At 65.6% G+C, this 13,303-nt stretch carries 9 protein-coding genes and 1 tRNA gene; 2 read left to right on the plus strand and 8 right to left on the minus strand.

The window, feature by feature from the left end:
* Positions 1 to 92: 92 nt before the first annotated feature.
* The 6 genes from ileS to VN934_11300 are packed head-to-tail and all read right to left on the minus strand — an operon-like array spanning position 93 to position 9,707.
* Entirely contained in the window at positions 93 to 3,188 is a 3,096-nt protein-coding gene (gene ileS, locus VN934_11275) for an isoleucine--tRNA ligase (GenBank protein HXM19374.1), read from the minus strand.
* The gene (locus tag VN934_11280) at positions 3,185 to 4,306 is read right to left on the minus strand and encodes a site-2 protease family protein (protein ID HXM19375.1); all 1,122 of its coding nucleotides are present in this window, start codon (positions 4,304 to 4,306) and stop codon (positions 3,185 to 3,187) included. The genes ileS and VN934_11280 overlap by 4 nt, the downstream gene beginning before the upstream one ends.
* A 13-nt stretch (positions 4,307 to 4,319) precedes the next feature.
* On the minus strand, positions 4,320 to 5,426 hold the full coding sequence (csaB, locus tag VN934_11285; protein ID HXM19376.1) for a polysaccharide pyruvyl transferase CsaB: 1,107 nt from the start codon (positions 5,424 to 5,426) through the stop codon (positions 4,320 to 4,322).
* The gene (locus VN934_11290) at positions 5,423 to 7,456 is read right to left on the minus strand and encodes a DUF5693 family protein (GenBank protein ID HXM19377.1); all 2,034 of its coding nucleotides are present in this window, start codon (positions 7,454 to 7,456) and stop codon (positions 5,423 to 5,425) included. The genes csaB and VN934_11290 overlap by 4 nt, the downstream gene beginning before the upstream one ends.
* Positions 7,457 to 7,508: 52 nt before the next feature.
* Complete coding sequence (locus tag VN934_11295) at positions 7,509 to 7,985, minus strand: hypothetical protein (GenBank protein ID HXM19378.1); 477 nt, start codon at positions 7,983 to 7,985, stop codon at positions 7,509 to 7,511.
* A gap of 33 nt (positions 7,986 to 8,018) precedes the next feature.
* Complete coding sequence (locus VN934_11300; protein HXM19379.1) at positions 8,019 to 9,707, minus strand: tetratricopeptide repeat protein; 1,689 nt, start codon at positions 9,705 to 9,707, stop codon at positions 8,019 to 8,021.
* A gap of 73 nt (positions 9,708 to 9,780) precedes the next feature.
* Between VN934_11300 and VN934_11305 the strand changes: the two genes are divergently transcribed.
* Positions 9,781 to 10,617, plus strand: a complete 837-nt coding sequence (locus VN934_11305; protein ID HXM19380.1) for a hypothetical protein — start codon at positions 9,781 to 9,783, stop codon at positions 10,615 to 10,617.
* Positions 10,618 to 10,644: 27 nt separating this feature from the next.
* Here the strand turns inward: VN934_11305 and VN934_11310 are convergent, their stop codons facing one another.
* Positions 10,645 to 11,679, minus strand: coding sequence for a hypothetical protein (locus VN934_11310; GenBank protein ID HXM19381.1), 1,035 nt, complete (start codon positions 11,677 to 11,679; stop codon positions 10,645 to 10,647).
* Between the two features lie 103 nt (positions 11,680 to 11,782).
* Between VN934_11310 and VN934_11315 the strand changes: the two genes are divergently transcribed.
* The gene (locus VN934_11315) at positions 11,783 to 12,673 is read left to right on the plus strand and encodes a Dyp-type peroxidase (protein ID HXM19382.1); all 891 of its coding nucleotides are present in this window, start codon (positions 11,783 to 11,785) and stop codon (positions 12,671 to 12,673) included.
* 543 nt (positions 12,674 to 13,216) lie between these two features.
* Here VN934_11315 and VN934_11320 read toward each other — a convergent pair.
* Positions 13,217 to 13,289, minus strand: a tRNA-Val gene (locus tag VN934_11320).
* Positions 13,290 to 13,303 lie beyond the last annotated feature (14 nt).

The raw sequence follows: 13,303 nt of genomic DNA on the forward strand, positions 1-13,303 counted from the left end.
GCTTGTAGTGCCGGGGCTTTAGCCCCGGTTATGCGGCGTCGGGGCTAGGTCCGGATCCGGGGCTAAAGCCCCGGCACTACATTTAGGTTCGTTCATGCCTTGCGGACTGTGACCTTGAGCTCGCTTCCGGCGGCGACATCGAGTGTGTTGGCCAGCGTTTGCTCAGCGATGTAACGCCGCCACTGCTCGATCGCCTGCCGGTATTCGTCGTCGCACTCCACGCGCAAGCTGATGCGATCGGTGACCTGCAAACCCGCTTGCTTGCGCGCATCCTGCACGGCGCGCACCACCTCGCGCGCCAGACCTTCAAGCGTCAGCGCGCGATCGATGCGCACGTCGAGCGCGACCAACATGCCGTCGTTCTCCGCCGAGGTGAAGCCGGCAGCGGATTTGCTGTCGACCAGCACGTCTTCCGGTTCGAGCGTGAAAGACTCGCCGTTGGCCGAAACCTCGAACGACCGGCCTTCAGCCACGGCCGTGGCGACCGCGCGCGGGTCGGTCGACGAAAGCGCCGCGCGCAGCGCGCCGAGTCTCTTCCCAAATCGAGGGCCGAGGCGCGGCAGGTTCGGCCGGGCGGAATACTCGATGAACTTCGCGTCGAGTCCGACGACCTGAACGTCTTTGACGTTCAACTCGGCCAGCACGAGTTGACGAAAGCGCTCCAGCGCCTTCGCGTCCGCGGGGCGGCGCGGGCGCACGTACGCAAGCGGCAGCGGCTGGCGCGTGCGGATCTTCGCGGCGGCGCGAGCTCGCCGGCCTAAGTCGACCGATTCCTGCGCGACGCGCATCGCGGCGACCAAGTCCGCATCGCCCGCTCGGGCCTCCGGCCATGTCTCTAGATGCACGCTCTCTCGCGCGTGAGGATCGACAGAACGCACGAGCGTTTGATGTAGCGACTCGGCAAGAAAAGGCGTGAACGGCGCGAGCAGCAGCGCTACGCCTACCAAGCACTCGTAGAGCGTGCGATACGCAGAACGCTTGTCCGCGGAAAGGGTCGCGCCCCAGAAGCGGTCGCGCGAGAGGCGCACGTACCAATTGGATAGTTCGTCCACGAACGCTTCGATGGCGCGCCCGGCGTTTTGTGCGTCATACAGTTCGAGCCGGCGCGTGACCTCGGCGGTAAGTTCTTGCAGGCGCGCCACCGCCCAACGATCCATGTCCGGCCGGCTCGCCAACGCGACGTCTTCCGGATGCGCGACTCCGTCGGCATTGGCGTAGAGCACGAAGAACTTGAGCGTGTTCCACAACGTGTTGAACAACGTGCGCGCGCCGTCGCGCACGAATTCCTCCGACACGCGCTTCGCGACTCCCGGCGGACTCGAGGTGAAGAAATACCAACGCAGCGCGTCCGCACCAAGCGCGTCGAAGATCTCCCAAGGGTCGAGCACGTTGCCCTTGCTCTTGCTCATCTTCTCGCCTTTGGCATCCACGACGTGCCCGAGGCAGATCACGTTCTTATACGCCGGCGAATCGAAGAGCATCGTGGCGATCGCGTGGAGGCTGTAGAACCAGCCGCGCGTCTGGTCGACAGCCTCAGTGATGAAATCCGCCGGAAAGCTCTCCTTGAAGGTGGCTTCGTTCTCAAACGGATAGTGCCACTGAGCGTATGGCATGGAACCCGAGTCGAACCAGGCGTCGATGACCTCGGGCACGCGCCGGTACTCGCGCCCTTCGTGCACGAACGTGATGTCGTCGATCGCCGGGCGGTGCAGATCCAGCCCCGAGAGATCGCGACCGCAGCGTTTGGAAAGCTCTTCGAGCGAGCCGATGCACACGAAGTCGGAGCCGTCGGTCCACAGCGGCAGCGGCGTCCCCCAAAAACGCTCGCGCGACAGCGCCCAATCGACGTTGTGCTCCAGCCAATCGCCGAAGCGGCCGTGCTTGATGGTCTCGGGCACCCAGTTGATCTTCTCGTTGTTGGCGAGCAGTTGGCGCTTGAACTCGGTCGTTCGGATGAACCACGCGGTCTTGGCGATGTACAGCAGCGGGTCGTCTGTGCGCCAGCCGAACGGATAGGTGTGGCGGATGGTGCCGCTGCGAAAGAGCAGCCCGCGCTTCTTGAGATCCGCGATGATGGGCGGGTCGGCGTCTTTGAAGAAAAGCCCGGCGGCGACTTTCACCTCCGGGACCACGTGCCCGGTGAAATCCACGCTATAGAAGATAGGTAGATCGTGGGCCTTGCCCAAGGCGAGGTCCTCCGCACCGTAGGCGGGCGCGATGTGCACGATGCCGGTGCCGTCCTCCGTCGAGACGTACGGCGCGGCGATCACGTAATAGCGATCCTGGTCGCTCTCGCAATAATCGTACAGCGGCTGGTAGTGCGTTCCCGTCAAGGCCTTGCCGCGCACGCGCTTGACGACGCGCGGTTCCTCGCCTTGGAACACCGCGCCGAGCAGCGGCGCCGCGACGATCAGCGTCTCCTCGCCGTGCGCGACGTGGCAATACTCCACCTCGGGATGCACGGCCAGGGCCATATTGGCGGGCAAGGTCCACGGCGTCGTCGTCCAAGCGAGGAACGAGGTCTTCGGATCGTCGCGCAAACGGAATCGCACGAAGACCGACGGATCGTCCACCTCTCGATAGCCCTGCGCCACCTCGTGATCCGAAAGCGTCGCGCCGATGCGCGGATCGTACGGCACCGTCTTGTAGTCTTGCTGGATGAGGTGGCGATCCCACAACTGCTTGAGCAGCCACCAGACGCTTTCGATGTAGTCGTTGGTGAGGGTGAAGTACGCATCGTCCAGGTCGAGCCAGTAGCCCATGCGCTCGGTCATCTGGTTCCAGTCCGCCACGTAGCGATAGACGCTTTCGCGGCAGCGGCGCGTGAACTCCGCGATGCCGACCTCGGCTACCAGCCGGCTCTTGTCGAGGATGCCGATCTCTTTTTCGACTTGATGCTCGACCGGCAACCCGTGCGTATCCCATCCGGCCTTGCGCCGGACGAAGTAGCCGCGCATCGTCCAAAAGCGCGGATACAGATCCTTGAACGAACGAGCCAACACGTGGTGCACGCCGGGCTTGCCGTTCGCGGTGGGCGGTCCTTCGTAAAACGTGAAGCGCGGGCCGTCTTTCGTCTGCTCGAGCGTGCGCTCGAAGATCTTTTGTGCGCGCCAGAACTCCAGGACTTCAAGCTCGCGCTTCGCAGCTTCCGGCTGATCCGGCACCTGGGGGAACCCCCGTCCGCTCATGCCTTGGCATCCCGCGAGCGCAGCGCTGTGAAGATGCTTTCCTCGGAAACCACGCCCGTGAGGACGCCGTTGTCCATCACCGCGAGGTTCCTCGCGCCGCTGGTGGTGAGCTTCGTCAGCGCTTCGGAGGCTGCGACATCGGGCGCGATGGTCGGGAGTTTATCCGCGGGCGTCATGATCGCGCTGACCGGCGTATGGGGCCATAGCTCCGGCGGAACCGAGGTGGTGTCGTGCAGTGTGACCAGCCCTACCAGCGCCCCATCGGAGACGACGGGATAGCCGGCGACGCTCCCGTCCGCGGCAAGTCCGCCGACGAAGGACGCGATCGAGGCGTCGGTCGGCACGGGGATGAGCCGGCGGGCCATGCAATCGCCGACCGGCGTCCGTTCGAGCGCGAGATTGATGCGCGCTTGGCGGCCGCTCGCGAGCGCTGCCTGCCACAAGAACAGGGCGATGAGCACCAGCCACCAGCCGCGCGGCTCTTTCAGCGCGATGCCCTCATACGCTCCCAACCCCACGAGCGCCACGGCCACGCCCGCGCTGATGATGCTCGCGATGCTCGTCGCGCGCGCCTGGCTGCCGTATATGCGCCACAAGACCGCACGAAGCAGGCGGCCTCCGTCGCTCGGAAAAGCCGGCAAGAGATTGAACAGCGCCAGCATGCCGTTGGCGACCGCGAGCAGCCAGCAAAACGTGAAGCCCCAGAGCCAACTGATTCTGTCGCACGCCAGCGCCAGCGCGTAGAAGACCAATCCGATCACGATGCTCGCGAGCGGGCCCGCACCAGCCATCTTGATCTCGTCCGCCGGCGTTCCCGGCTCGCGCAAGATGCTCGCCACGCCCCCGAACAGGAACAGCGTGATGTTGCCGATCGGAATGCCGAGCCGGCGCGCGACCAGCGCGTGCGCGAACTCGTGCGCCACAACGCTGGCGAAGAGCACCAGCGAGGCGATGAGTCCGAGCACGATGTCGTTTGCGGCGGACAATTCTTGCGATAACAGCTTCGCTATTGTGGCCGCCGACCACGCGAATAGCAAATAGATGATGAGCCAGCTCGGGTGCACGGCGATCTCAATGCCGGCGATCTTCCCTACTCGCCAGGTCCAACGCATACGCATGTGTCGAGTACGTTTATCTTTCCGCGGAGGGTGCGCCTTCGACGAGTTGCTGCAGCCAGTCGAAGGCCAGCGCAGCGCGCGCTTGCAGCGCAGGCACGCGCGACTTCAGATGCGCGCGCAATGCGTCGCGTTGCGACCAGAGCGCGTTCGTCATCTCGTCCACAAAACTATCGCGCCGCAAAGGCGGGAGCGGATAGTTGAGCGTACCGATGAGCGCGGCGAGCTTAGGATCATGCTGCACGGCCATGAACGGGACGCCGAGGCGCGCGGCGATGATCAGCGCGTGCAGCCGCATCGAAACGACCGCGGCGCAGCGCGCGATGAGCGCGGTCATCGTCGGAAGGTCGTAGCCGCCGCCCAGAAGCACGGGAGCCGACTTGCAGCGCCGGATGACGCTCGCGGCCGCTTCCGCGTCGTGCGGGATCTGGAGCGGCACGAAGACCACGTGCGCGCCGTCGGCCGACAGACGGTCGACGAGGCCCGCGAGTCTTTCCATCATCTGATCCAGAGGCGCGCCGCGCCTGACGATCACCGCCACGAGACTTTCGATACCGGCATGCAGCCCTTCGCCGGCCAGCGTCTCGCGAGCGGCGGGGCTCACCTCGCCGGGGGCGAGAAAAACCGGATCGGCGCTGAGGCGCACCTCGACGTTTGGCAACAGCGCCTGCAGCGTGTTGGCGCTCTCTTCGTCGCGCACGCACGCAAGATCGACGTTCGCGCAGGCGCGCTTGGTCACTTCGCGGCCGAAATAGTTGAGCGGCCCGATGCCTTGCGCGAAGATCGCCGCCTTGCGATCCGCGCGCTTGGCGTCGCGGATGATGCTTGCGTAATAGAGCAGGCTGCGCAAGCTCGTCGCGCTCTGCAGCAATCCGCCGCCGCCGCTCACCGTGACGTCGGCGCGGCGCACCGCTGCATGCACGCTGCTCCAGGCCATGCGCGGCAACGCTTCGACGCCGTAGGTCTGACGCGTCTCATCGGGGCGTTCGGAGAGCACGGTGATGACGTCGTTCGCGCGGCGTCGCCGCCACTCGTCCACGAAGACGCGCAGGATCGCTTCGTCTCCGAAGTTCCCGAACCCATAGTAACCGGATAGCAGCAGGCGCGCGGGCGCGGAGCTCATGTACCGCGCGCGGCCGTCGCGGAGCGAGCGAAACGCCGGTACACGGCTTGCGCGATCAGCCCGACGGCAGAGCCGACGACCAGACCGTTGAACAACCGCAGCGCGCCGATCACGAGCGACGTGTGGATGTGCGAGAACGTATCGACGATATCAGCGGTGCCGATGCCGATGGCCAGCACGAAGACCCAGCCAAGCGCGCGGCGATGCGCCGGCAAGAGCGCGGGCAGCAAGAACAGCGCGGGAAAGCCGACGAGGAACTCCTTGAAGCGCGGTCTTGCGCCGAGCAGGGTGGTCAGAAAGCCGCGCAGGTGCACTTCGAGGGGCGAGACGCCGGTATCCGGTTGATTGCCGGAACGCAAGACGAGCAGCGCGGCTCCCGCAACGAGGACCACGATAGCTGCGAGCTGCCACGCGCGCACCGGCGACGAGAACGCATCGCCGATCTGCCGCCGCGCGCCGAACGCATCGGTGAACAGATAGATCGCGACGAGCGCGAGCGCGGGAACGACGAGCAACGCTTTGACCCCGAAGAACTGTTGGACCTCGAGCATGAACGTCGCTTGGGAGAGCAAACCGATGACGAACAGCGCTCCGAGCAGCGCCACGCCGGCGGCGGTGAGCAGGCAGCGCAGCCCGCGCTGTGGAGCAGGAGCTTTAGCTCCTGCGTCCTCCTCCGCACTCGAGAAATATGGCGCGACGGCCATGCCGGCAAGCACGCTGAAGATCAGCCCGCCGCCGAGCGCCCACACGCGCCGGACGATATCGTCGTGGTGGACGAAGGCCGCTGCCCAGAACGCGATCGTGGTGAGCCCGAAAAACACCCACGGCATCCAGGCGCGCGCCCAGCCGAAGAGATCGAGGAACAGCAAGAGGCCGCCGGCGACGCCGATCGCGGCGAGGAAGTAGAGCAGTTCGATCCACGCGCCCCCAAAATCCACGAACGGGTGCGCGCGACCGACGTGGAATCCGTTCGCCTCGAGGGCGCCGCGCAGCTCGCGCAGCATCTCGAGGTTGGTCGCTTCGGCCGACGCGGTTACCCATTGGCCCGACGCATCCTTGATCTGGATCAGGTGCGGGAACGGGCGCAGATAGATCACGCGGATGTTGCGCTCGCGCACGCCGAGCAGATAGCGCGCGATGACCGTGTCGAGATCGAGTTTGTCGAGTTCGAGCTTCGAGATCGCTTGGACGCGCACGGTTTGGCCGGGGATCTTGCGGCCGAGCGTCTCTCCGCCTTTTTGCGCCTGCGTGGGATCGTAGAATTCGATGAACCCGAAGAGCGGGCGATTGGCGCGCGGGGCAGAGAACACCGCGGCTGTGGCGTCGAGCTGGTACTCGTACCCCATCACCTCATTGCGCAAACCGAAAAAGATGACGGTGCCGATCTTGCCGCCTGCCATCGCTTGATCGAAGACCGCCTCGATACGCTGCTGGTCCAACTTCTCGTTGTTCTGAAAGCGCGGATCGACTATCAAGCCTAAGTCGCGCACCTTGGCGGCGACGTCTTGCGGAATGCCGAGCCCTAGGTTATTGAAGTAGTCCACCTGCGTCTTGACGGCGAGCAAAGCGGGCAGCGTCGAGCGCAGCACGCGCACGTTGCGCGCTTCGAGCTGGTTGCGCAGCGCCCACACGTAGCGATCGAGCGACGCGCGATCGTACACGAGCAAGTACATGCTGCCGGGATCGATGGCGCCCTGCTTCGCGAGGGCGGCCAGCACTGGGTCGGAAAGCGGCGTGGTGCGGGCGGTCGCGATCAGCTGCTGCCCGGACTGGGCGTACGCATGATTGCCGAGGTTGACGCGTAGGCCCGTCTCTTCGTAGATCGCCACGGCGCTGAGGCCGGCGATGCGCATCTGGCGCATCAATTCGGTCATGTCGTAGCCGTAGGCGGTCGCGAAGTCCGCCAGGTCCTGCTGGTCCATGGCGATCTCAACCGAGCGGCTGTTGCGCTCGTAGCGGAAGCGTTCGGCGGCGACGATCAAAGAAGCCACAGCGCCGATCGCGATCGCGATCAGCGCTACGCGGCGCATGCGCTTACCCGGGCCATGCTCATATGGCCCGGGTGATTTGGCCTTAGGGCGGTTATTGCCTGTTCTTGAGTCGCTCGGCGGCTTCGCGCAGCTTCTTCGCCGCGATGTCGAGCGCACTCGCCGCCGCATCCATCGAGACGCGAGCCGCATGCTCGCCGTGCTCGGCCGCCGCGCGCGCGAACTTGTCGACGCGCTCGGCGACGCGGTGATGGCGCAAAGCATCCGCGAAATAGTCGCCGGGCCACGCCCACGCGCCGGCGCCCGTCTCGCTCGTCATCGCTTGCGCTTTGGCGACTGGATCGCCGAGCGTCGTCAGATGCTCGTGCACGACGTCTGCGTCGATGAGCTTCTTGCCGGCTTGCTGCGCTTTTTCGGAGCATGCGCTGACGATCTCGTGATACAGGCGGTCGGCTGCGGCCAACCGCGCGGAGGGCGAGAGCGGCAACGCCATCCGCACGCGATCGAGATAGTCGTTGATCGCGGCGGTCGCCTCAGGTGCGAGATCCATGGGGGTGGTGGTGCTGTTCATACCGCTCGATACCCGCGTCCCGGTGCAAAGGTTTCACATGCGTAGCCGCACGTCTACCCGCAGCGCATTGCTATAGTAGTTCGGCACCCGGGGCGCGCTGCCGTAGCGCGAGATGCTGTCGGACGCCCCGAAGGTCAGGCCTCCAGCGTTGATGGCGACGTAGGGCTCGAAGCGCGAGAATGGTTGAGCGCCGCTGCTGCCTGCAAGCACTATCGTGTGGCGCTGCCCGAGCAAAGCGAGCACGCCGGCGCTTGTGCGAGCGCCGAGTCTCGCGCTCGCCAGCGCGGAAAGCGTGACGTCGCTTTGCGCAGTGTAGTCGTAGTAACCGTGCGAGCTCACCGCTGAGTAGTTCTCCCGGAAGCCGGCGGCGCGCTCAGCCGCGCTGAGCGTGACAAGAGCCGTGTCGCCCAACGCGAACCGGCGGTCGACGTCGAAATCCAATTCCCGATACCGGTTGGTGTCGCTGTAACCGCCAAAAATCGCGTGCGCGTGAAACCCGTAGTTCCTCGATGTCGTGCCGATGTCGGCGAAGAGATTATTCACGCGAAGGCCCGCTCCGTACGGCGCGATGAGGTTCTCTTGTGCGCCGGCGGCCGCATCGATGCCGCCGCTTTGGAAGCCCACCCGATAGTCGGTCCCCCCTTGCACGCCGGCAAGGATCGCCGAAGCATCGATCGTCGAGCCCCAGCCGGTGAACTGCGAGCGGTCCACTGCGACGCGCACGTTCCCAGCGGCGCTGCGTCCATACGCGGCGGTCACGCCGAAGCGATCCGCGCTTGTCTGCGCGCTGCCGTGCGAAAGCGTGAAGCGCGATGCTTCAACGCCCAGCTGCAAGCGCGGGTTGACGAACCAGCGCGGCGCGAACGCGCTGCGCGATTGCGCAATGCCGTTGCCGATCGTCTGCGCGCCGGCAAGGTCGAGCGTCGGCGCCAACCTGCGTCGCAATTCTAGCCTAAGCGCGGTGGCGTCGGCGTCGTCCGGCATGGTGCTCAGCGCGCGATCCACCAGCGCAACGCTCGCCGCGTAATCGCCAAGGCCAAGCTCGATGCGCGCGAGTTCGACGCCGGCCTGCACGTTTTCCGGCTCCAACGCAAGCGCGCTGCGGTAGTCGGCGCGCGCGACGTGCAGTTTGCCGTCGAGCGCCTCAACTGCTCCGCGCCCGACAAGTGCGTCGGCGTTGTCGGCATGCTGCGCGAGCACCGCGTCGTACAAACGACGTGCATCTACGGCGCGGCCCTCGAGTGCGTACGCATGGGCAAGACCGTTTTGCGCGTCGACGTCGCGAGGATCTGCATCCAACGCGACGCGGAACTGCGCCTCAGCTGCGTTGAAATCGCCGTTGAGCGCGTACGCCTGTCCGAGCGCGGCGCGCGCGGACACGTCCGCCGGATGCGCAAGGATGACGTCGCCGAGCAACGCGATCGCTTGACCGTGTTCGCCGCTGAACGCCAGCGCCTGTGCGAGCGCGATCGTGATCTGATCGTTGGCCGGGTCGCGTTGATGATCCGCGCGCAGCGCCGGAACGGCGAGCAAAGCTCTTCCTTGCCGGATGAGCAGCTTCGCGCCGGCAAGGTCAGTCGCCGCCTCCGACGCGGAAAGCGCAGTGAACCCGGGCGACGTCCACGTGGGGTCCGCCGCCGCGATGCGACCGCCGAACACGACGACGCTCAGCGCGCCGAGCGCGGCGAGGAGCTTGACTCCGGCGCGAGCGCCTCTAGCCAAAGCGTATCGATCCTGTTGGATGGGGGCTCACAAATGCCGTCGAAAGCCGACGCGTGCCCACCGTGCTCTTTTTATGCTGACCGTCAACGTGACCTGCGTTGCGTGCGACGGCACCCGTCCGTGCGCGGAGTGCCGCGCCGCTGGCAAGACGCTGGAGGCCGCCGGTTACCGCGTGCAGCACTCATCCCGCGCCGCGGCACTGCGCGCCGCGCTCGCGGGGACCTACGGTTTCGAAGCGTGTGTCGTGCCGCTTGCTGCGAACGAGCGGTCGGTGGCGGATGCGGCGGTCGCGTTGCTCGGCGGTTCCTCCGTCGCGCTTGCGGTCGACGATCCGGCAGTTCTGCCCGAGGAGCTGCCTCCGCGCTTTAGCGTGTTCGAACGCAGCGCTTTTCGCGCCGGGCGGCTGCCGGCGGATTGGCCGGGAAGCTCCGAGGCTGCTCCCGCGCGCGCCGCCGGTCAGCCCCGCGCAGCGGACGATCGCGACCACGCCACGCGCCGTCTGCGACCCCACGTCGCCGCTGCTCGCGTAAAGCAGCAGTCAAAGGATCGCGCCGGCGTCCGGCGCGTTGAAGCCCGGGCGCTCATCGACGATGAAATCGCGTGGTGCAAGGCAAGCGGAGCGCTTTTCTCAATTGTGCTCGTGCGCGCGCCCGATGCCGACGAAGCGCTCATCAGCCGGCTGCTCGCGGGCGCTGTGCGCGAGGGCGATGGGGTTGGGCGGCGCGATTCGGACTACGTGCTCGTACTCGCTCACGCGAATCGCGAAGGGGCCGGCGCCATCGCGAAGCGCCTCGAGAAAATTCTCCGATCCTCGAAAGCGCGGGCCCGCGTCAGCATCGGCATCGCGTCGTACCCGGCCGATGCTGCGAGCTCGAGCGCGCTGCTCGCCCACGCTTCCGTTAGCATGTAGCGTTCCGAGCGAAGCTCGGAAGAACTTCTATCGCTTCGGCGAGAAATGCGCCAGCCGGCCGCGCGAGGTCGAAAGACCAAGCGCCCCCTGTTTGCCGTTGCTGACGAACCAGAGGCTGCCGTCGGCGGCGCGAGCGATCGGTCCAGGCTGCCCACCGCCCGGCGCGACGTACTCCGTGATCGTTCCCGTAGCCGTGATGCGGCCGATCTTCCCGGTCGTCAATTCCGTGAACCACAGCGCCCCGTCGTGGGCCGGTGCTATGCCGACGGGCCACGCGCCCGACGTCGGGATCCGAAATTCGGCGATCGTGCCGGCGCGAGTAATGCGCCCGATCTTGTCGGCCGCCGATTCGCAAAACCAGATGTTGCCGTCGGCGCCGAGCGCGATGCCCGCGGGCCGGCTTGCGAGCGTCGGGATCCGGAACTCTTTCAGCGTGCCGTCCGCCGTATGAAGCCGCCCGATTTGATTGCCGTTCGTTTCCGTGAACCAAAGGTCGCCCTTGGTGTCGTCGGCGAGTTCGTCTGCGTCGCTGGTCGCCGCGCTGTAGTGCGTCAAGGAACCGTCGGAGGAGATGCGCCAGATCTCGCCCGTGGCGGCGTCTGCAAACCATGGTGCTCCGTCGGAGCCGATCGTGATGCCTTGAAAGTTTCCCTCCGGGGGCAGCGCGAAATCGTGCACTCGGCCGGTGCGCTCTATCCTCACGATTTTCGGCTGCTGACCGGCAGACCCAGCCCCTACCGTGAACCAAGCACTGCCCGCGGAATCGACCGCCACTCGATTGAACGACTCGATGCGCGGGAAGCGTTTGACGGCGCCGTTGGCCTCGACGCGGATCGCGCCCGAGGGTCCGTTGCCATAGTTGGTCGTCGCGAGCCAAACGTCACCATTGTCGGCGACCGCGAGGCCGGTGACGTGTGCGCCGGCGTCAAGCTCGGTCGTGCCGATGAGGCCGGGGACAGGCGTGCCCGCCAGCTCGCTTCGCTGCGCGCACGCGCCGAGGACAAGCGCCAGCGCCGCGACGCCGGCGAACGAAAGCGCACTCTTCCTCAGAATCCAACTCATCCGACCAATGAGTTACAGGCCTGAGCGACTCGCGCCTGGTTCCGTTGCCCAGGTCGGGCCTACACCGCTCTCCAATACACCACGCCCGATGAACACCCCGCAGATGGGCATCTTTTCGCTGGGCGACGCTTCGCATAGCTACATGGAATTCGCATTGCGCAGCGGCGCATCAGCAAAGGATGCGGTCTCCGCGGTCGCTGACATGCACGATCCCCGCAAGACGACCGAGGGCGTCAATCTCGTCGTCGGTTTTCGGCCCGAGTTGTGGCGCGCTGTCGCGCCCGCCGACGCGCCGTCAGATGCGGCTTCCTTTAAGAGCGCCCTCATCGGCCCGGATGGCTACACGATGCCCGCGACGCAGACCGACATCTTCATCTGGATCGCTGGAGCCTCGTATGACGGCGTGTTCGACGTCGCGGCCACCGTGGTCGACCACCTCAAGCCCATTGCGGCACCGGTGCGCGAGTTGACCGGTTGGACGTATCAACACAACCGCGATCTCACCGGTTTCCAAGACGGCACGGAGAATCCGACGCTTGTGGAAGCACCCGATGTGGCGCTCATCCCCGACGGCGAGCCTGGCGCGGGCGGAAGCATCTTGCTGTTCCAACAATGGAAGCACGAGGCCAGCGCGTGGCGCGCGCTGCCGGTCGAAGCGCAAGAGCGTATCATCGGCCGCACTAAGGCTGAGAGCATCGAGATTGATGAGGCTCATATGCCGGCCGACTCGCACGTCGCGCGCACGACGCTCGAGGAGAACGGAGAAGAGCTCAAGATATTTCGCCGCAACACGGCCTACGGCAGTGTTGGCGATCACGGCACGGTGTTTGTCGGCTTCGCCAAACAGCAGCATCGTCTGCAGCGGATGCTGGAGCGCATGGCGGGCGTCGGGGACGGCGTCCGCGACGCGCTCACACGCTTCTCGGTTCCGCTCACCGGCGCGTACTACTTCATTCCGGCGCTCCCTACGCTCGCCCGCACCGCATCACCCTAATGTTGGGGCGGTTGAAACTGCGTGCACTGCGAACTCGCTCTCGCCACCTTTGTGGTCCAGAGAATTGGGAACTTAGCAGGTGGGACTGGGGCTAGCAGTATTTCGAGGCTTTCGTCATAGCGTGCGACCGGCTGGCGCGCTTGGGTGGTGAAGTGCTTGCGATCAAAGACCGTAATGCTCGGCGCGTCCAACGTCATGTACACCGGTGCGCTTTCGGTACCGCCATATTGGAATCTGTAGCCGATATGTGCGCCGCGTGTACCGGTAATGATGCCGGTGTAGGTGATGAAAAACCCGGTTCCACAGCGGCCTCCATAACTCGATGGATTTGCGCTAAATGTGCCGTTCAACCAAAACCCTTGCACGTGGACGGGCCCGGGGCTTGAGGGCACATTGCAAAGAGCCGGAGAAGCCAGCGCGACTACTGTCATGACTGACGTGGCGGCGAAGATTGATCTCAGCATTTCGTCCTTCCAGACATGGGTGGGCACCCCCATACACGATAGCAGGGCGCCGTCCGACAGCAGTCCGACAGACTTTGCTTGGGCGAAACAGGGCTCGAACCTGTGACCCCCTCCTTGTAAGGGAGGTGCTCTACCAACTGAGCTATCCGCCCGCGCGTGAGGACTA

It is taken from the genome of Candidatus Tumulicola sp., assembly GCA_035601835.1.
GTDB lineage: Bacteria > Vulcanimicrobiota > Vulcanimicrobiia > Eremiobacterales > Eremiobacteraceae > DATNNM01.

Bases quoted from the DNA above. Each gene is read 5' to 3' on its own strand.
- csaB (HXM19376.1), bottom strand. From the start codon at position 5,426: ATGAGCTCCGCGCCCGCGCGCCTGCTGCTATCCGGTTACTATGGGTTC.
- VN934_11305 (HXM19380.1), top strand. From the start codon at position 9,781: ATGCTGACCGTCAACGTGACCTGCGTTGCGTGCGACGGCACCCGTCCG.
- VN934_11310 (HXM19381.1), bottom strand. From the start codon at position 11,679: ATGAGTTGGATTCTGAGGAAGAGTGCGCTTTCGTTCGCCGGCGTCGCG.
- VN934_11295 (HXM19378.1), bottom strand. From the start codon at position 7,985: ATGAACAGCACCACCACCCCCATGGATCTCGCACCTGAGGCGACCGCC.
- VN934_11290 (HXM19377.1), bottom strand. From the start codon at position 7,456: ATGCGCCGCGTAGCGCTGATCGCGATCGCGATCGGCGCTGTGGCTTCT.
- VN934_11280 (HXM19375.1), bottom strand. From the start codon at position 4,306: ATGCGTATGCGTTGGACCTGGCGAGTAGGGAAGATCGCCGGCATTGAG.
- ileS (HXM19374.1), bottom strand. From the start codon at position 3,188: ATGAGCGGACGGGGGTTCCCCCAGGTGCCGGATCAGCCGGAAGCTGCG.
- VN934_11315 (HXM19382.1), top strand. From the start codon at position 11,783: ATGGGCATCTTTTCGCTGGGCGACGCTTCGCATAGCTACATGGAATTC.